Source organism: Enterococcus sp. DIV1206 (genome assembly GCF_051712485.1).
Classification (GTDB): domain Bacteria; phylum Bacillota; class Bacilli; order Lactobacillales; family Enterococcaceae; genus Enterococcus; species Enterococcus faecalis.
In genome coordinates, this window is the sequence record NZ_JBIOOZ010000001.1 from 2,732,077 (window position 1) to 2,750,467 (window position 18,391).

The 18,391-nt window shown below is 39.7% G+C and carries 17 protein-coding genes; 2 read left to right on the forward strand and 15 right to left on the reverse strand.

Annotated features, from left to right (window positions below; all coding sequences use genetic code 11):
* Nucleotides 1-65: 65 nt before the first annotated feature.
* Entirely contained in the window at nucleotides 66-1,271 is a 1,206-nt protein-coding gene (locus IGK86_RS13525) for a sunset domain-containing protein (RefSeq protein WP_002360981.1), read from the forward strand.
* Between the two features lie 77 nt (nucleotides 1,272-1,348).
* On the opposite strand, the gene IGK86_RS13530 is transcribed toward IGK86_RS13525, so the two are convergent.
* From IGK86_RS13530 to IGK86_RS13540, 3 genes are all read right to left on the reverse strand, one after another.
* Nucleotides 1,349-1,978, reverse strand: a complete 630-nt coding sequence (locus tag IGK86_RS13530) for an NAD(P)-dependent oxidoreductase (RefSeq protein ID WP_002354854.1) — start codon at nucleotides 1,976-1,978, stop codon at nucleotides 1,349-1,351.
* Between the two features lie 58 nt (nucleotides 1,979-2,036).
* Nucleotides 2,037-2,462: an Rrf2 family transcriptional regulator gene (locus IGK86_RS13535; RefSeq protein WP_002383201.1), complete on the reverse strand. Its 426-nt coding sequence runs from the start codon at nucleotides 2,460-2,462 to the stop codon at nucleotides 2,037-2,039.
* Nucleotides 2,463-2,550: 88 nt separating this feature from the next.
* Complete coding sequence (locus tag IGK86_RS13540; RefSeq protein WP_002358999.1) at nucleotides 2,551-2,934, reverse strand: YccF domain-containing protein; 384 nt, start codon at nucleotides 2,932-2,934, stop codon at nucleotides 2,551-2,553.
* Between the two features lie 163 nt (nucleotides 2,935-3,097).
* Between IGK86_RS13540 and IGK86_RS13545 the strand changes: the two genes are divergently transcribed.
* Nucleotides 3,098-3,889 (forward strand): hypothetical protein, encoded by a 792-nt coding sequence (locus IGK86_RS13545; protein WP_010713701.1) that lies wholly within the window; start codon nucleotides 3,098-3,100, stop codon nucleotides 3,887-3,889.
* Between the two features lie 52 nt (nucleotides 3,890-3,941).
* Here IGK86_RS13545 and IGK86_RS13550 read toward each other — a convergent pair whose 3' ends face one another.
* The 12 genes from IGK86_RS13550 to IGK86_RS13605 all read right to left on the reverse strand — a co-directional run bounded on the left by IGK86_RS13550 (nucleotide 3,942) and on the right by IGK86_RS13605 (nucleotide 18,324).
* On the reverse strand, nucleotides 3,942-5,078 hold the full coding sequence (locus IGK86_RS13550) for an ArgE/DapE family deacylase (protein WP_002367472.1): 1,137 nt from the start codon (nucleotides 5,076-5,078) through the stop codon (nucleotides 3,942-3,944).
* A 129-nt stretch (nucleotides 5,079-5,207) separates the two neighbouring features.
* Nucleotides 5,208-6,092: an RsiV family protein gene (locus IGK86_RS13555; RefSeq protein ID WP_010824032.1), complete on the reverse strand. Its 885-nt coding sequence runs from the start codon at nucleotides 6,090-6,092 to the stop codon at nucleotides 5,208-5,210.
* Nucleotides 6,093-6,116: 24 nt separating this feature from the next.
* Nucleotides 6,117-6,614 carry an RNA polymerase sigma factor gene (locus tag IGK86_RS13560; protein WP_002372752.1) on the reverse strand — a complete coding sequence of 166 codons (498 nt, stop codon included), beginning with the start codon at nucleotides 6,612-6,614 and terminating at the stop codon, nucleotides 6,117-6,119.
* Between the two features lie 221 nt (nucleotides 6,615-6,835).
* Nucleotides 6,836-7,279: an IS200/IS605 family transposase gene (gene tnpA / locus IGK86_RS13565; RefSeq protein WP_010713340.1), complete on the reverse strand. Its 444-nt coding sequence runs from the start codon at nucleotides 7,277-7,279 to the stop codon at nucleotides 6,836-6,838.
* A gap of 290 nt (nucleotides 7,280-7,569) precedes the next feature.
* Nucleotides 7,570-9,051 (reverse strand): helix-turn-helix domain-containing protein, encoded by a 1,482-nt coding sequence (locus IGK86_RS13570; RefSeq protein WP_270278482.1) that lies wholly within the window; start codon nucleotides 9,049-9,051, stop codon nucleotides 7,570-7,572.
* Nucleotides 9,026-9,511, reverse strand: coding sequence for a hypothetical protein (locus IGK86_RS13575; RefSeq protein WP_002354843.1), 486 nt, complete (start codon nucleotides 9,509-9,511; stop codon nucleotides 9,026-9,028). Before IGK86_RS13575 ends, IGK86_RS13570 begins: the two co-directional genes overlap by 26 nt.
* A 101-nt stretch (nucleotides 9,512-9,612) precedes the next feature.
* Nucleotides 9,613-10,695, reverse strand: a complete 1,083-nt coding sequence (locus IGK86_RS13580) for a DUF916 and DUF3324 domain-containing protein (protein ID WP_002358992.1) — start codon at nucleotides 10,693-10,695, stop codon at nucleotides 9,613-9,615.
* Between the two features lie 105 nt (nucleotides 10,696-10,800).
* A complete protein-coding gene (locus IGK86_RS13585; protein ID WP_010776192.1) occupies nucleotides 10,801-11,559 on the reverse strand; it encodes a WxL domain-containing protein in 759 nt (252 codons plus the stop codon).
* Entirely contained in the window at nucleotides 11,560-12,360 is an 801-nt protein-coding gene (locus IGK86_RS13590) for a WxL domain-containing protein (RefSeq protein WP_002385162.1), read from the reverse strand.
* A 4-nt stretch (nucleotides 12,361-12,364) separates the two neighbouring features.
* On the reverse strand, nucleotides 12,365-13,099 hold the full coding sequence (locus IGK86_RS13595) for a WxL domain-containing protein (protein ID WP_002354838.1): 735 nt from the start codon (nucleotides 13,097-13,099) through the stop codon (nucleotides 12,365-12,367).
* On the reverse strand, nucleotides 13,056-13,445 hold the full coding sequence (locus IGK86_RS13600) for an LPXTG cell wall anchor domain-containing protein (protein WP_002354835.1): 390 nt from the start codon (nucleotides 13,443-13,445) through the stop codon (nucleotides 13,056-13,058). Before IGK86_RS13600 ends, IGK86_RS13595 begins: the two co-directional genes overlap by 44 nt.
* A 19-nt stretch (nucleotides 13,446-13,464) precedes the next feature.
* Complete coding sequence (locus IGK86_RS13605; RefSeq protein WP_010776193.1) at nucleotides 13,465-18,324, reverse strand: hypothetical protein; 4,860 nt, start codon at nucleotides 18,322-18,324, stop codon at nucleotides 13,465-13,467.
* Nucleotides 18,325-18,391: the final 67 nt, after the last annotated feature.

Here is an 18,391-nt window from a genome sequence, read left to right on the forward strand (position 1 = left end):
GAAAAAAATGTTCATTTTCTCACAATACATTTTATAATAACGTTATATCGAAAGGAGAGAAATGAATGAGTGTAGTATTAGTACTTTTGGGTCTATTAGGGTTACTTGTCAGCGGGGGACTGACTATCAAAGCATTAATTAAGAAACAACCGAAAAAACAATATGGCTATGCCGCATTAGCAAGTGCCGCTCTATTTATTGGTGGGGTTGCCACGACAGATTCTTCCCCAACGCTTTCACTTGATGCAGAGAGTGTTGAAACCGATGCCAATGGCTCAGCCACCATCAAAGGCGAATATGACGGCAACAGCAAACTAACGGCCAATGGCAAGGAAGTAAAAACGAAAGACAAAACGTTTGCTTACAAAGTAAAACTGTCCGATGAAAAAACGCAAAAAATCACCTTTGTTGCTGAGAAGAAAGATACCAAAGTTGAAAAATCAGTCGAAGTCACACCGTCAAAAGAATTTATTGCGAGCATCACAGATTCTGAGCAAGAATTGGCCAAAACAGAAAAAGCCTTAGCTTACGCTGAAAAACAACCTTCTCAGAAAAACTATGATGAAGCCGCAACCTTAGTATCTTCATTAAGTCAAGAATACGAGGAATACAATGATCGCCTTGAAAAAATCAAAGAAGCAGTACCTGTTGATGAAGCAGTTACAACTGCTGAAAAATCTAAAAGTAAAAGCGATTATCAAGCAGCTGAAAAATTAGTAGCTGCTGCCCCAGTTGGCAAAGAAGGATTTCAACAACGATTAACGACTGTTCAAACCGCTATCGCTGAAAAAGAAAAAAATGAACAATTAGTCGCCAGTGCAACTGCCGCTGTTGAAAAAGCTGAACAAGAACCAACCAATGAAGCTTACTATAATGAAGCGATCAAACAAATTGACGCTTTAAACTCCCCAAATCAAGCTTTAACAAAACGGGTAGCCGTTGTTAAAACTCAATTAGATGCCCACAAAGAAAAACAACGAAAAGAAGCAGAAGCTCAAAAACTAGCCGCTGAAAAAGCGCAAAAAGAACAAGCCGAAGCGGCAGCAAAAGCGCAAGCTGAAGCAGAGGCGCAACAAGCCGCACAGGCGCCAGCGGAAGTCGAGACGGCTGCTGCAGAAGCACCAAGCGGTAACGCTTTAATTAAAGGGTCACGTAATGGAATTTATCATGTACCTGGAAGTAGATATTATAATAGAACTACGAATCCAGTAGCTTGGTTCTCTACTGTTGAAGAAGCAGAGGCAGCAGGATACCGAGCACCCAAACAGTAAATACATTAGCAATAATTAATCAAACAAGAAAATGGGGCCTCCGTTGTTTTAACGGAGGCCCCATTTTCTTGTTTTTTTTATTGATACACACTAATTCGTTGATTTGGGTGTGCATTACTTTCCACTTCATCTAACATGGCAACGGCGTAGTCTGCGTAACTAATGTAGCTGTCACCTTGGCTATTGGTTGTTAATTCTTCGCCAGCGACTTCATAATGGCCTGTCGCAGGACCTTCAGCATCAAACATGGCTGCAGGACTAATATAGGTCCAGTGGATGTTTTGAGCTTCTTTCAATAAGTTTAAAGCTTCGCCCATTGCCGAAGCTAACGGCTGAATTTCTGCTGGGAATGATGGGGTATCTTTTAATTGAGTTGTGTGTTCTGGGTCCACATACAAGGTTCCAGCGCCCCCAACGACAAACAAGCGCGTTTTTTGATTGGTTAAAATCTCAATCAAATGCTGGGTAGATTTGGGGAAATCTTGCACATCAGGGAATCCTAAGGCACTAATTAATACATCAAACGCTTGAATATCTTCTGTTGTTAATTGATAAACATCTTTTTCAATGGTCGGTGTGCCATCTGTTATTTTTGAGGCATTACGAACGATGGCTGTCACGTCCATCCCGCGACGTTTAGCTTCTGCTAAAAGTAATTGTCCTTCTTTTCCTGTTGCTCCTAATACTGCTACTTTCATGTAAATCATCCTTTCATTTTTAAATAGAACTAAAATAGTTACATTTGACACTTTAAAAGTAGAGAGATTACTTATCTCTCTTAACTTCTATTTCATGAATCACATCTGCTAAGGTGATGCTTTTCAATTCTTCTTCCATTTTTTGTTGCACTTTAGTAAATTCAGTTTCTAGTACCGATTGGATATTTGCCCCAACGGAACAGTTTGGATTAGGATTCTGATGAATATTGAAAATCTCTCGTTCCAATTCAACCGCTGTATAAATTTCATACAGTGAGATCTCTTCTGGTTTCTTTAATAAGGTATTTTTATTGGCTCCACGCATGGAATGAATCAAGCCGGCTTTTTTTAACTGGCTCATTAGTCGTCGAACAACGACTGGATTCGTATTCACGCTCGAAGCAATGTATTCAGAAGTCACTTGTTCTTGAGGACCTGTTTCAATCAAACTTAAAATATGAATCGCAACACTTAATTTCGTTGACATGGCCATGTCTAATCACTCCAAACTAAATGTAACGTTATTTGTTACATTTACAGAATACGCTGTTTCGTTTTATTTGTCAATGAGAAACCTCTGACTATTCAAAATAAAAATCATTTGTTGAAACAACACGGGCCCCAAACGGCATTAACGCTAATTTCGCCAATTTAAAGGATTGTTGCCCAAACGGAATACCGATGATTGTCAGACAAAGCAACAAGCCACTAATACAATGCCCAATTGCTAATGGTAGTCCACTGATAATCAGCCAAATAATGTTTACCACCAAAGATACGCCGCTATCACTATACACGACTCGCTTTTTAAACGGCCAAAAGCTCAATCCCGCTAATTTGAAACATTGTAAACCAATCGGAATACCAATGATTGTAATGCACCAAATCACGCCTGCGAATAGCCACGATAAGCCACCAAAAAAGCCGCCAAAGATGAACCATAAAATATTGCCAAGTGTTTTCATTCTTGTTCCTCTACTTTCCTCATTAAAAATTATGCATGTGAGTAAGTATACCATGAAAGCTTCTTTTTGTTTCAAACAATATTGTAAGGTTGCTGACTCGTTAAAAGACGAAGACGGTGTTTCATGATACAATGAAGAAACTAACGATAAAGGAGTAGACTTCATGGACTTACATTTAACCGTTGATTTAAAAAAAACAAAGACACTCATTGATTTAGCCGATCAGGCCCACTTAATCATTGAACAAACAACTAAATTACCGAAAAAAGAGGCAGCGATTCTTTTCTTGCTAAGAGATAACCAACTAGTTGCTTTAGGACTTGCTGAAGAAAAAGCTACATATAAAGAAGTTTCTTTTGATCACTCGATTTTATTGAAACCGACTTGGGACACAGAACTTGCCTATTTAGCGCAAGCTTTCCTAGATGATGCGAAAGAAAGTGGTTTAACATTGGAAGCAACCCCAACGACAGTCAAAATTCCGAAAAGTGCGGTAGCGACAGTGACTAACTATAAAGAAACAGTCACCTTTATCTTGGAACGTTTTGGCTACTCTCTGTTTAAAAAACCGGCGCCGAAGAAAGCCAGACCAGCCAAAGCACGCCACAAATGGACAAAAGAAGTTAGCCAAATTCCTTTTTATATTGATACTCGACAAAGCAAAGCAACTGTTTTTTGGCAAAAGCGCAATGAAATGCTTATTAAAGCTGGCGCGACAATGATGCCAGAAGCCCCTTTAAATAAAGACGGGTCTGTCGGTTTCTCCGCTAGATTTGGTGAAAAACTTCGTGATGAACGCAAGGGCCAATTTAAAGACTTTGTCACAACGGAAGATATCATCTTAAAAAGCGTTAATGAAGTCGGCTTGTTTCTCTATTTTGCTGGAACAAACAGCTGGTTAGAGCTAGTTGATGAGAACGGCAAAACCTTAAATGAATGGACTGTGGTGGAATAAACCTTATAAAAAATGTCGCACCTGATTTTTATGATTCAGGCGCGACACTTTTTTAATTTAAATAACTTTTTGCTATCGCTTGATACTTATCAATCATATCTAAATAATTATCAATTTCGACATATTCGTCGACTTGGTGTGCAGTAGTGGTCACACCTGGTCCAAAGACAACGCAATCAAATGTATTGTCTGATTTAGTAAATTCAGCTAAGTCTGTGGTCCCAGCGCTTGTCACTAATGGTAATGGTTGATCAAATTGGGCTTGAATGGCTTGAATTAACGCAGAATCTTTCTCAGCTTTTACAGGAATTTTATTGTAATCAATCGTTAATTCTAACTGATGTTTTTCTTTTTTGTTCAATTCATCGACAATTTTTTGTAATAATGCAATGACTTGGTCGTTGCTGAATTCTGGAATTGAACGGATATTCCCTTGCAAGGCTGCTTGACCTGGAATACTGTTCACTTGTGTGCCACCTTTAATGACGGTTACATTGTGAATCGTTCGACCCAATTCAGGATTTTCATAGTTTGCTGTGACTTCCGCCATTTGTTGGTTTGCTTCTGTAATAAATTCGTTCAAATTATTAATCGCGTTAATGCCTTCTTCTGGCATCGAACTGTGGGCTTCTTTTCCGTGTGACACAACAGAATAGTTAATTGAACCCATGTGCGCATACATCAAGTTATAATTGGTTGGTTCTCCAATGACTAAGGCACTTAAATCATCCGCATAGCCTTTTTCAGTTAATTGGCCAGCACCTAGCTCACCGACTTCTTCACCAACTGTACCTAAAAATTTAACCGCTCCATTTAATGGAACTTCCTTTTCTTTTAATTCAATCATTGCTAAAACCATTGCGACTAAGCCGCTTTTCATGTCCGTTGCGCCACGGCCATACAATTTATTTCCTTCAATATGGGCCGCAAATGGCGGGAAAGTCCATTGACTTTCGTCCCCTTCAGAAACCACGTCCATGTGGCCACTAAACCCTAAGACTTTTTCTCGGTTTTCACCTAAATAAGCAACCAAACTACTACGATTTGGTGCATAAGAAACAAGTTCAGAAGGGATCTCATATTTTTTCAAAAGATTTTGTAAATAGATTGCCACTTCTTCTTCGTTTCCATTTACAGATTTAATTTTAACCACATCTTGTAAAATACTAATTTTTTCTGATTTTTCCATTGCCATTCGCCCTTTCTTGTTATGCTTAATTCTAGTGTACGCTTCTCTCAGTAAAACCGCAACTGACTTGGTTAGGTCAGTAAAAAACACGCGACAGTTTTAAGAAATGTCGCGTGTTTTTTGCTGAGTTTATTTTAAATAATTAGGCGCTGCCAATTCATTCTCAATGACTTGATTAGGAATCACAAATTCAGGGGTGCCCATATAGTAAGGCGCAATCTCTCCTTGAGAAAACACAATCACTAATTGGTGTTTTTCATTGATATAGAAAGGTTGGTCCTTTTTAATTTTTTTGAAGGGTTGAACATCACTGGGGGCATCCTCTTTTTCGGACCAGTATATTTTATTGCTATCGTTCTTCATTTGGTCTGCTATTTGTTGTTTAATTTCACTACTAATGACATCAATGTAAAAATCATTTTTAAAAATTAAGGGGAGTGAAACGACAACATTGGCTCGTTTGTCGATGGTGTCATATTTCGTTGTCGTCGCAGAGCTGCCTTTAATTTCTGTGAAGGTTCGTTTGACCACTAGGAAGCGACGGTCGTCCACAACTTTTTCATAATCTCCAGTGACTGAAACACGAGAACCATCAAACAATTGCCCTTTGACTTGTTGAAATTCTGTTTGGGCTTCTTTCAAGTATTTTTTGTTGAGCGTGTCGGCTACTGAAGATTCTTGGGATGTTTGGATTTTAGGGACATCGATGTTTACTTCACTTTCCTGTTTTTTCGCTGTCAACGTTTTGATGGTGACTAATTGAACAATTTTATCTAACACAGGAATGTTGCGGGCTGCTTCACTAAAACCTGGAAACAAATTGACTGATAAGACAAAGCCACAAGCCACCACTACACTACTTTGCAGTGAGCGGTTTCTAAAACGAAGCCAGGTGTACCGCTTTTTCTCTTTATGAAAACGCGCTTTGACTTCCGCTTGTAGATCCGTTGGCAACGGTTGTTGGCGGTATTCTTTTGAAAAGTTTTTAACAACACTTTTTACAAAATCTTCCATTATTTTTTCGCTTCCTTTCTTTTACTAATTCAATAGACTTCGGAGTTCATTCAAACTGCGGTACATCTTCGTTTTAATCGTGTTTTCGTTAATATCCAGGATCAAGGCGATTTCTTTTAGCGTAAATCCTTCAAAAAATTTTAATAGAATAATTTCACGATTGGGACTATCTAATTGATTAATAATTTCTTCAATTTCTAAAAAACTGCGTTGGGGATTATTTAAAAGGGCTAACACATGTTCATCTTTTTCAATATGAACAGCTTCTCGTTTCTTTTTACGCCAATAATCTGTCGCTACAGAAAGCAGAATTCGAAAGAACCACGCGTCAAAATCATTAATATCGGGTCCTTTTTGGATGGCCTTCAGTGCCTTTTCAAAGCTTTCTTGAATCACATCCAAGGCATCTTCTTTCGAATGTGTATAGTTAAAGGCAATGCGATACATTTTTTCATATTTGGTATCCACAAGCGTTTCTAACGCGCGAATTTGTTTTTTTCTTTTCCAACCATCGAAAACCATCGATTTCTGGAACCTCCTTTCCTGTACACTTATATAGACGAATCACAAGCATAAAAAGTTTCAACTTTTTTATTATTTTTAATTTTTATATTCTAAAGTAAATATCCACCCGCATAGCGGGTGGCTTTTTAATAGCCCTAGAAGGGCTCGCTACCTGCTGCTCCCTTTAAGGGAGCTTTTTAGAGACCGCCAACCGCTACCTTTCTATTCTTATCTAGCTGTTACTTCCTAAATGGATCTTTATACTCTCTTTTGTTTATACTATCCCTTACTCGATCTTCTGCTTCTTGTTCTCGTATATATTTTTGGTTCAGTCCTACAGTGCTCACATAATAGCCTTTTGACCAAAAGGATCGATTTCCATAATTGTATTTTAAATTCGCATGACGTTCATGAATGATTACTGCACTTCTTCCTTTTAAGAAACCCATAAAACCTGATACACTCAACTTCGGTGGAATTCTTACCAACATATGGATATGGTTGGGCATTGCATGCGCTTCAATGATTTCGACTTCTTTCACCTCACACAATTTCCTTAGTATTTTCCCTATATCTCGCCTTAATTGACCATAGATTACTTTTCTTCTATATTTTGGTGTAAACACAAGATGATACTTACAATTCCAACGAGTATGTGCTAAACTTTTATCGTCGTTCGACATTCAAAAACTCCTTTCGATTTGATAACGGTTGGTAGCCTTTATCTATTATATCGAAAGGAGTTTTTATCGCTAAAGCTCTGGCCTCCACGCGCAGTACGCGTGGTTTTTTTGTCGAAATCTCTTTAGAGATTTCAACTGACTAAAGTCATAAAGAAAAAGCGTGGTACAAAAATCACTTTGGATTTTTGCTTCACGCTCAAAATCTGATAAACGGCGGGAACAGAACCAGCTCCTTCGGAAATAAGCCGAAATTATCCAAAAATTAAAGAACAATTTCCGGAAATTTCTTCTTATTTCTCGGAGCTAAGCGGTGCTGTCCCGACCTTGTTTTCTTCTCCCGAGTGCGGTCTTAGTGCACTCAGCGTTTTAATAAAATGCGACCAATCAACAGGACGTGGTGGCGCTAGCCAAATAATTTGGGTAATCTCAGGCCAATCGACAAAATGAATATCCGATAAAATTAATTGTACACTTTCATCTACATGTGCTTTGAAAATGATATTCCATTCCGTAATTTTTTCAATATTTTTTTGTATCATACGATTATAGGCTTCACCAAAGGAAAAGTCGACACACAATGTAATCGGAGCCAAAACTTTTTTCAATGGCAACGCATCCACCATTAACAACAGATACCGATAAAATAAAAACTGTCTGGCATCCCAAACAGCGGGATTCGTTTTTTGTTCTTGAATAAATTGTCGACTAGCAGAAAAATACTCTGTATACGTTTCTGCAAAGTAGGTTATATCCATTTTGCGATAACTATAGTTTGCTTCTATTGGAAAATGGAACAATTTAAAATGTACGATTGTTACTTTTTGTTCAAAACCTTGCAGGACTTCCTCGGAAAGCTGAAATTGTATTTTTAAATAGCTTAACAAGTCACGATTCAATTGTTGAATTTCTGCAAATCTTTGGCAAAGTGCTGCTGAAGCTACTTGAAGCCACTCTTCAGCAATTAAAAATAAGAGTAAATAATTGCCTTCGTTTGTTCGTTGTGGTTCTGGGATTTGAAGACTCTCTAACCAATTGAAAACATTCTGCTGATTGTCACCGGCTAATTGTTTTAACACTTGCGAATCTACTTTTTTCTCTACATAAAACTGTTGCTGCGTTCGTACTAAAGAAACCGCCAAAAAATGAAAACATTTAGCTTGTGCATAGCCCGCACGCTGATTAAGATGAACATTCTCAGAAAAAAATAGCTCAAAGTTCCGAATCTGCTCTAAAACTTTTTTACCGTACAATGAAAAATCACGTTGGTATAATTGTAAAAAAACCAGTGTTGTTACTTCGCGTAAATTGGTTTCATTTCCCACTAAGTGAAATTCTTTATTAATTGTAATTTGGTAATTTTCCAGCATTTTCTTTAATTCCTTGAACTCCTTATAAGCCAATGTGTGACTAACAAAGTGTTCTAAAGCAAACTCATTCACAGAATCAAAACGCTGAAAAAAGAAATCTTGAAACATAGCAAAACGTAACGACTCTTTAATATAGCAATCAATCAAAGTAGCGGAAGTTTCCGTTCCTGATTCATTAAGCGTTAAGAAAATACCATCGCTCACAATTTGAAAATCCTCTGATAAACCAAATTCAATAAAATCGGCATTTAATTCAGCGACCGTTTTGTTCACTATAAATTCAGATAATTCTAACTCCTGCATTACGGTTTCTTTTGACTCTGTTAACATCGGTGCATTTTCCAGTAACTGAAATAAGGCGATTTTTCTTTTATCCACTTTATTTAAAAACATCATCAATATCATAGACTTCTCTCACATCCATTTTTTTCCCATACAATCCATTTCCTGAAAGAAAGTACCCAACCGCTGCTAAATAGCTTTCAGATTCTTCATCGCCGCCTGCACCAAGTCCGTTAGGAAAGACAAAATCTTTATTCACTTGTAGGGGATGAGCCGTTGTTTCTTTTGTTTGTTTCTTTTTTTCTTTTGACATTGCCGGTTTCTCCACAGGTTTGTCTTTTTTCTTGGGTGAAGGCTTTTTTTCTTCAGAAGGAACCGTAGTTTTTTGATCTTCCGGAGGGGTTGGCGCAGGTTGTTCCGGTTCTGACTTTTCCTGAGGGGTGATTGATTCTGGTTTTGGTTGAATTTCTTCCGTTGGTTCTAAGGGATTATAAATAGGTGTCGCCAATGTTTGAATTGGTTCTATTTCGACAGCCGTAAAAATTAGCAAAGAACTAAATAAAAAAAGATACTTTTTTCTCATGGCTTCTCACTCTCTCTACCTCTACTTTATGGGAAGCAATTCCTTGTAAAAGTACCTTTACTTTTACAAGGAAAACCCTTTTTGTCAATAGATAGCCCTTTTTATTGCTCAGATTGTTGTTCTTCCTCTTTTTTCTTTTTACGATACAAGAAGAAAATCAATAAGAGCAGCGCTAGAATGATTAATGCAATCAGTAGATACAACCACCAATTGGTTCCTTTAATGGTTACGTCTTTTTCATTTAATTCTTTAGCGACGTCCCCAGAAATAGTAAATTCTTTTGTAAATTCCCATTTGTACAGGTACCGTTCTTCACCATTGGCGCCTTTGACTTGATAGGTGCCCTTTTCATCTTTTACACCATAGGCCGTTGATTTCAAGACATATTTCCCTGGCGTTAATCGTTCCCCTTTTAAAGAAATTGGGTAACTAAAGTTAGAGTTTGGCGCCACTTGCATATCCTCAGTATCGGATTGGTAAAGCGTTTCGCCTCCTTTTGAAACAGTGTTGATTAAATGTAATTGGTTTAAATAGGCCGCTTGTGGGTTTTGTAAAGAAACATTGATGACGTTTCGCGCGTTGACTTGGCCTGGTTTAACCCCCAGTAATTTTAAATCTGGTTGAACCTTTGTCTCATTTTGCTGAAGAATAATGGCCACAACATAGGAGTATTCATTATTAATAGCTAACCCTTTTGATTGATCCGCAGAAGTCGTGGTTTCTTTCTTTTTCTCTTTGAGTGTTATGCCGCCAGCCATCACGCCATCAAAAGAATCTTTAGGCATCGTGATGGTTAAAGGTAAGGTCTTTTGGGAATGTTTCGGCAAGATGATTTCTTTCGGTGCTTCCACATAATCTTTTAAGTTAAAGCGTAAAGTTTTGTCAGGTTTGATCCCGTTTTGGCCATATTCTACTACGCCATTTAAATTCGTTGTCGCTGAGTTTACCGTATTTTCAATGGTAATGTCTTCATCTGTATCATTACGTAACTGTATTTCTACGGTTTGTTTGGCACCAGGCGCCATTTTTAAGTCAAAGTAGGTTTTTGATTTATCCACTTGATTTTCGGGAATTGTTGGTGTGACCGCAAAATTAAATTCAGAAGCGTGCGCCTCCACGCCAATCCAGCCAAATAACATACAAGCGATTACCGTTGCATATACTTTCCATCTGTTCATATTCATTCTCCTATGTCTGTCATTCTTTGTTGTATTATAAGCACCAAAAGACCGAAAGATAAGCCAAAAATTTTTGACTTATATCCCGATCTTGCGTGTATGCTGTCGTTCTTAGTTTCCTGTGTTAGCAGGTGTATCTGTCAAAGTCCAAGTAAAAGTTGTCGTGTATTTTTTCGCATATTTTGTGGTTGAACCAGGTACTTCTAATGAAATACTTGTTTTAGCGGCATCTACACTATCGCCCCAGCTCATTAAGTACGTACCCGCACCTTCTTTATCGCCAGCAGCCATGACCACTGATTCAGCTCCAGTTGGGTTTAATTCAATCGTAGCTGGCGCTGTCGTTGGTTTTGCAGATTGTGAAGCTGAAACCACGCGTCCGTTGCTTAAAGTTACTTTAGCCGCTGTTAGTTCTTGGTTGGCTTCAGTTTTGAATTGACCATTTTGTTTTACTTTTAACGTCCAACCTGTTTCAGTCCCACGATTATCTGAGACTTGAACAAAGTTCGGGCCTTCTTGGTCGGCACCAGCATTATCTTTGTATTTTTGTGTTTCTGCATAGTAGGTCATATTTTTTGAGGTAATCGTTTGTTCCCCAAAAGATAAGCTAGATGCATAGTCAATGGATAACGGACCTGCTGTCCCTGGCTTAGGCCCTGTCGGATCAGTTGGATCAACTGGCGTAATTGGTTTATCCGGATCTGGATTCGTCGGATCAACTGGATTCGTTGGGTTCGTATTTGGTGCAAATTGAATCGCTCCGTTTGTTTGGTATTCACCACCGTCGACTGCTAATGCACTCATTGGTACAAGTGCCAGTGCGCCTAAAGTTGCGGTTGCCATCAATGTCATTACTTTTGTCTTTTTCATTTATTTCCCTCCATTATTTACTGGTACATCTGAAAGTAGCCAAGTCAATGTTGTTTTATATTGTACTGCATCCTTAGGGGTTTTCCCGGGAACAGTTAGTGAGATTGCCCGTGTGATTGTGGCATTTACTTGCTGTCCTTGTTGATTTTTTTCGGTCACTTTTTCTGCTTGCCCCCACAGCGTGATCCACGTTCCGGCGCCGGTCTTTTCTGGGGCTTGCATGACAACAGTTTCTGCGCCCGCAGCATCTAATTGAATGTTTGCGGTAGCAGTTGGCGGCAATACGTCCGTCGCATTTGAGCGCACACTGGGCTCAGTAAAGGCGACGGTGGCGCCTGTTAATTCTTTGTGTAATGTTTCTGCATTACGAAATTGACCATTTTGTTTCACTTTTAAAACCCAGCCAGCATTGGTTCCCCGTAAATCACTTACTTGTACATAATTAGCAGTTGCCAATTCACTTGCTGAACCATCTGGATTTTTATAGGTTTGCGCTCTGGCAAAATACGTTTGATCCTTATTCGATATCTCATTACTCCCAAAATCCAAACTTGAGGCATAATCGATGGAAAGCGGCCCAGGGGTACCTGGATTAGGTCCATCAGGATTCGTTGGATCGACTGGTCGAACTGGTTTTTCTGGATCGGGATTTTCTGGATTTACTGGATCCGTCCCATCTGTGCTTGGGGTAAAAACAATCGACTGTTCGCTATCAAAAACGACCGTCGCCGCTTCAGCAGGAACAGTGGCGCCAAGCAACATTGTTCCGAATAACAAGGAGTAGACGACTGTTTTTTTCATTTACTTAGCCTCCAACATTCGTTGGTACAGATTTCAATGTCCATGTTAAGGTCGTACGATATTCTTTTGCTAATTTAATCGCTTTACCTGGGACATTTAATTTCACGGCAGTAGCACCTTCTGTCGCATCTTTCCCAAAACGATAGACCCAAGTCCCCATTCCTTTGCCATCTTCTGCTTTGACTAATTCTACTTCTGTTCCAGGAACAAAGGTATGTGCTGCTGTTGGTGTTGGCGCGTATGCGGCATCAACAATCGATGTCACACCTGCATTGGCAATCGACAAAGCGGCCCCAACTAATTCTTCATTTTGGGCTGTTTTGAATTGCGCATTTTGTACAGCGCTTAACGTCCAGCCTTCTTGTGTCCCACGTTTATCCGTTACCTGAACATAGTTGGGACCTGTTGTTCCATCTTTAAATGTTTGAATTTGTGCGTAATAATCTTTCGTATCGGAAGTGATTTTTTGGGCGCCAAATTGAAAGCTTGAAGCATAGTCAATTGATAAGGGGCCTGCAGTCCCTGGTTTTGGTCCAGTTGGGTCAGTTGGATCTTCTGGTTCAACTTTTTCATCTGGATTGGTTGGGTTAACTGGCTTCGTTGGATCTGTATCTGGTTCAAATGTAATGGCGCCATTACTTGTATAGTTCACGTTAATGTCTTCCGCAAATGCTTGTTGTGTCGCTAAGACACCGCTAAATCCTACAATCCCTACTACTGCTAATACTGTTTTTTTCATCTTCTCTTCTCCTTTTAATAAATAATATGCCTATAGTGATAAGGCTGATTCCCAAATAAATAAATGGTGCTTGATTGGTGGTACCTGTCGCTGGTAATCTTCCTTGTCGCGACCCATATACGCCAGAAGAAAGGACGGATGAAGCGCCTCCGTCAGCTGGCTTGGTGGGTTCGGTCGTTGTGGAAGAATTACTAGTCGCTGTTGTCGACTCTTCTGTGGGATATTCATACGTTCCATAAAAGGAGACAACACCACTATTTTCATAAGCTGCTTCCCCAAACGCAGTGTCTGAATGACAGAAGCTGAAAAGACCTAAAAAACAACTAAGCAAAAGGTATTTTTTCATCTCACTTCTCTCCTCCTTGTTATGGTGCCATGACTAATGACCATGACAATGTCCCTTTGAATTCGCCAACTTTTTGTTTCTCGACTGGCACAGATAGTTTAAGTCCCCGTTGGTTTGCCGCACCCCAACCTTGGTTAATTGTATAACTACCTGAACCGGAGCCTTCATTTTCTGTAACAACCGTATCTCCTTTATTGAGTAAAAATTCTCCTTTGTCTGTAACCAATGACAAATCTTCCAATTGATCTGTGCCGTTCGTTAAGGGATTCGTTACCTGAACATTCAGTTTCCAAGGCGTACTTTCTGTCCCGCGTGTGTCTTGAACGACTAAATCATCTGAAAGAGTTGGCCAGTAAACTTCTGGCTTGGCAGAAATTTTTTGTTTGCCAAAATCAATTGTTTTAGGTACTTTTTCTAACGTTAATTCACCTGAAATAGACACATTGACTTTTTTATTTAACGTTTCGCCAGCTTCTGTAAATTGATAATTGGCTGGCACCGTTTTAGCTAATTCTTCTGGTTTCGCTTGCTGAATGGCTTGGAAGGTTGCGGCATCAAGACTTGGTGTTTGATTGGCCCGACCATCTGCGAAAATCACCGTTGCTTGTGTCCATTGTGCCAACTCGTCTGAATTCGTTAAGCCATTTGCTTCTTTTAATTTCAAATGCGCACTTGTCGCATACAAGGCAAACGAACGATCTTTGGCAAGGACACTTTCATTTTTCACAACAACTAAATGAACCGTTTTGTTTTGCAAATTATCCCCTGACGTCCCTGCTTCTAATTGAATATCATGTGTCCGCGATACAGTTTTTTCTGCTAACGGCGCTTGAATTTGTGGTAAATCCGTCTCTTTTAATGAGGTTTTGAAAAACGGCCGACCTTTTGCGCCAAGCATTTCTATTACTTTATCGACAGTCGTTAGTTGCGCTGCCTCATCTTCTGTGACAATCACCGATTGCCCCGAAAGTTCCACTTTATTTGAAAATTGAACTTTCACCTGATAACTGTAGTTCATATTCGTCGCTTTCCATGAAAGCGGGGTGGTATCTTTTTGCTCTGGAATTTGCTCTATCGCGCTCCCAACTTCACTAGATTTAACCGTTCCTTGGTGCAACCAAGAACCTGTTACTTCGTCAGGAAGGAAGCTTAGGGTTGGTGTTAAAGCACTTGAGGTCGGAATCATCAAACGTCCTTTTTGAACTTTTTGTCCAGCTACTTCGGTGCCCCACGCTTGTAAGGTTAACGGCGCATTGCCAGCTTTGACCTCTTTTACATCATGAGAAATAGTACCTGCACCTGCCACAATTCCAGGCGTTTCCACTTCGTAATCGATGATGGAGCCAGGAATTGCTATTCCATAGCCATTGGCGCCCTTGGTCACATCGTTATCGCCAATAAATGTTTTTCCAGTCGCTTTTTCAATCCCATGAAACGTTGTTGGCGTAAGTTTTGTAGCATTATTGACCGTTGGATTAATCGTCAAGACCTGATAGGCTTTGACATTTCCAAACCAAGTCCCTGTGCTATCCACCAAAGCAGTTGTATCTGTCGTTGGTTTAATCCATAAAAGTTCATCTTTTGTTGGATCGACAGCTTCAAAATCCGCAATGTTTACTTTACCTGTACCAGGAATTGTTTCTAATGTTGCATGATCCTGAACCGTTAGTTTGCTAGCTGAAATTAAATTGGCCGTGTTGGTGATCCCAATTCCAGCGTTTTTAGATAGATGAATTGATCCGAATTCATTGTAAGTCGTACTATGATTCGCGGCAGTAGCAGAAACGCCATTTTTGATGTTCCCACCATTAGCCATTAATTTAATGCCATTGGTGACATTTAATTCCGTAAAGTTGACAACGCCTAAGCCTGTCGCATTTAGTGGTTCTGTTTGATAGTTATTGGTGCCGTCAACGTTAGTCCCAAAGTTAAAGGCCACTTTATTTGAACTAGCATTCACAATTGCATTAGTAAAATTATCTGTTGATGAACCACCGGATAAACCGTTAATACTAACTGCACCTTGAACATTTGCGGTAACATCACGTAAGATTTTTCCGCCACTGATATTGGAATACTGTGTCGCATATAAATTTCCAATACTAGAACCCGCTGCTTGAATATTCATTGTAATCTTGCCGTTCTTGGTATACGCAGCATTGGTTCCACCATCACCGTAAATGCTGGCCCCATTTAAAGATTCCACACCTGTTTTAGTGAAAATATTTAAAGTAATTGTGTTTGATTCATCCGTTCCTAGTGTCGTATTTTGACCATAGGGCCGACCACCAGTAATGTAGGTATTACCAGGCAACTTAAACTCTCCGTTGTAATTTCTTAAATCAATTAAGAGTTTGGCATTTCCAAGAAGTGAGCCCGCATTGGTAATCCCACCTGAAAAACCGTTCGCGCCTGTCCGAGGAGTTCCTGAGAAATTTCCTCCGTAGATGCGATTGTCTGAATTACCAGTAATTGTATGGCCACCGCTTGCTCCATAAGAAGCGCCCATCGAAGCATTAATTACTCCTTCATAAACCGTTACACCGACATTCCCAACATTTTTGGCATCATTCCAGCCACCGCCTGAAAGAAACCAATCGACTTGACCATTATTAACGATTGTTTGACCGTTTCCATAAACTCGAGCTGCTTGATAGCCTGTTCCTTCTAATGTGTCAGCAATCCCGCCATTCAATGTGTTAGAAGTATTGCCTTCAACGACACCTGAAAAAGAGCCACCATATGTCCAGCGAGCAATGGTATTATTTAAAACAGTCTTAGTATCTCCTTTTATATAGATATCCCAAGTATCATTACTAGCAGGATAGCCGCCGCCACCAACAATATCCCAACCTGAATTATTACCACGACTTTTATTGGTCGTTGAATAATCTAAGCTTGTCGGTTTTGCGCCTGAATAAGCCATACCATCGCCACCTAAAGACCCATCACCATTCGCTGTTCCCACTTCAATTGTTGTATTTCCTTCGATATAACCGCCGCGGCCAGCTGCAGTTGAATAAATTGCACCATTATTAAACGAACCGCTGACTAATTTAGAAGAAATATTTCCGAAAACTTTAAAAGCTGCTGCCGATTTGGCTAATTCTGCTCTTTGCTGTGGTGTATAAGCATCATACGTTGCTTCATTTGAGGCCCCAATTTGACTCTTGTTAAATTTCGAAACATTGTTACCAGCACCGCCGTTAAAATCATTAATACCACCAGCGGAATTCGTTCCTGCTGTAACCACATTCGTAATATCTCCGATGATCGTTCCAGAATATTGGTTGCCTCCTTCAAAATCTGCACGACCCGCACTATACAACTGTGTATTTAAATTTGTAGTAATTCCATCAGTCGTACGATTCGTTCCTATATCGCCACGGGAAGAGCCACCAATAAAACGTTGACCCGCTGTATACCAACGGCCATATCCAGAAATATCGTTTGTTACTTTTCCACCAATATTTCCGTATTGAACACCGCCATAATACGTACTTAATTGGAAACCTGTAGCAGCATTCGTAATCGCAACCTTTGTTGAGACGTTACCAGTAACATTCGCTGTGTTGGTTGCGTTGGTCCCATAACCGCCCCCATAAATTGAAGCAATTCTGCCACCAGAATCATTGACAACCAATGAAGTATTCCCAGTCACTGTCCCAATATTGGCGCCCCCACTTAATGTATTTAGTCCGCTCCGTGTATTGTTAATAACAATCGTAGGATTTCCAGCTAAATTACCACCATTTTGGTTTCCGCCATAGAAATTCCATGTCCCTGTACCTGTACTATTTACTGTTAAAGTTGGGTTTCCTGAAACATCTCCTGTATCCGTTCCACCGTATACGGTCAGACCGTTTCCACTAGAACCGCCATTCAAGTTCAAACTGTAACCATTTAAATACATATTCGTACCTGTATAGTTTAGATTTCTCAAAGTGATGTTTGAGCCAAAAAAGATATTTTGATTAAATCCTAACGTCTTAGAACCCGTTGGCGCCGTTTGATCCATACTAATCGGATCCGCACTGTTTCCAGTAATCACTAAATGATTGACCTTGCCTTGCAAGGCGTAAAAAGTCATATTACTTGCCGTAACGGTGTCAGGAATCACTTTAGCGGTGGTCGCCGCACTCGTCGTAATATTGTTTCCTATATAAAGAGTGAAATCGCCATTGTTTCCCTGTTGATACAAATCAAACAAGGCTTCTTTCAAGCCAGCCTCTGTCGATGCATATTCTTTGTACGCTGCTCCATCTCCTGCTGGACTTGGCACAACAATCACTTTTGTTTTATCCGCAGGAGCAATTGTGTCCGCAATGGACTGATCAACTGAGATAGCTCTGGCCATGCGTGTCAGTTTCTGTTTAAAGACAGCCGTAAGTTGTGTATCTTCTGAAAACTCTAATTGAAGAAGTTCTTCATTTGTATATGTTTTTCCTTGGTAAGACCAGCCAACGAAAGTCGCATTTTCCTCACTATTCGCCCATTTTGGTAATTCTTCTGTCCGAAGTGGCTGATTTTTTTCTTTTACCACTTGATAACTTTTGGCATCATTTAGAAACAAAGCTTGATCCGTTGTTTCAAAGGTCAAGGTGATTTGCTTCTGCTCTTCGCTTGGTTTTGTTTCTGTGGAAGAGGTGGTTACTTTTTCTGTGATAGCACTAGATTCCGTCATTGATGACTGTTCTGTAGAATGTGCGCTGCTTTCTTTTGTTGCTTCACTTGTACTGGTTTCTGCTGTTTTTGGCTGTGTCTGCGTACGTTCCGTTTGTTGCTCCCCTTCAATCGCCCACGCTGAAACAGATAAAAATGGTTGTACAAGTAAACAAGTTGCCAATAAAACAGCGATTTTCTTTTTCATTAACTTCATCACTCCTCCCTCGAAGTAAACTTTCCACAACCAACCTATGGCTCAAGTATACGAAGTTTTCTTCTGA

Excerpts from the sequence above, each read along its gene's own strand:
- IGK86_RS13525 (WP_002360981.1), top strand. The coding sequence starts at position 66 with ATGAGTGTAGTATTAGTACTTTTGGGTCTATTAGGGTTACTTGTCAGC.
- IGK86_RS13530 (WP_002354854.1), bottom strand. The coding sequence starts at position 1,978 with ATGATTTACATGAAAGTAGCAGTATTAGGAGCAACAGGAAAAGAAGGA.
- IGK86_RS13535 (WP_002383201.1), bottom strand. The coding sequence starts at position 2,462 with ATGGCCATGTCAACGAAATTAAGTGTTGCGATTCATATTTTAAGTTTG.
- IGK86_RS13540 (WP_002358999.1), bottom strand. The coding sequence starts at position 2,934 with ATGAAAACACTTGGCAATATTTTATGGTTCATCTTTGGCGGCTTTTTT.
- IGK86_RS13545 (WP_010713701.1), top strand. The coding sequence starts at position 3,098 with ATGGACTTACATTTAACCGTTGATTTAAAAAAAACAAAGACACTCATT.
- IGK86_RS13550 (WP_002367472.1), bottom strand. The coding sequence starts at position 5,078 with ATGGAAAAATCAGAAAAAATTAGTATTTTACAAGATGTGGTTAAAATT.
- IGK86_RS13555 (WP_010824032.1), bottom strand. The coding sequence starts at position 6,092 with ATGGAAGATTTTGTAAAAAGTGTTGTTAAAAACTTTTCAAAAGAATAC.
- IGK86_RS13560 (WP_002372752.1), bottom strand. The coding sequence starts at position 6,614 with ATGGTTTTCGATGGTTGGAAAAGAAAAAAACAAATTCGCGCGTTAGAA.
- tnpA (WP_010713340.1), bottom strand. The coding sequence starts at position 7,279 with ATGTCGAACGACGATAAAAGTTTAGCACATACTCGTTGGAATTGTAAG.
- IGK86_RS13570 (WP_270278482.1), bottom strand. The coding sequence starts at position 9,051 with ATGATATTGATGATGTTTTTAAATAAAGTGGATAAAAGAAAAATCGCC.
- IGK86_RS13575 (WP_002354843.1), bottom strand. The coding sequence starts at position 9,511 with ATGAGAAAAAAGTATCTTTTTTTATTTAGTTCTTTGCTAATTTTTACG.
- IGK86_RS13580 (WP_002358992.1), bottom strand. The coding sequence starts at position 10,695 with ATGAATATGAACAGATGGAAAGTATATGCAACGGTAATCGCTTGTATG.
- IGK86_RS13585 (WP_010776192.1), bottom strand. The coding sequence starts at position 11,559 with ATGAAAAAGACAAAAGTAATGACATTGATGGCAACCGCAACTTTAGGC.
- IGK86_RS13590 (WP_002385162.1), bottom strand. The coding sequence starts at position 12,360 with ATGAAAAAAACAGTCGTCTACTCCTTGTTATTCGGAACAATGTTGCTT.
- IGK86_RS13595 (WP_002354838.1), bottom strand. The coding sequence starts at position 13,099 with ATGAAAAAAACAGTATTAGCAGTAGTAGGGATTGTAGGATTTAGCGGT.
- IGK86_RS13600 (WP_002354835.1), bottom strand. The coding sequence starts at position 13,445 with ATGAAAAAATACCTTTTGCTTAGTTGTTTTTTAGGTCTTTTCAGCTTC.
- IGK86_RS13605 (WP_010776193.1), bottom strand. The coding sequence starts at position 18,324 with ATGAAGTTAATGAAAAAGAAAATCGCTGTTTTATTGGCAACTTGTTTA.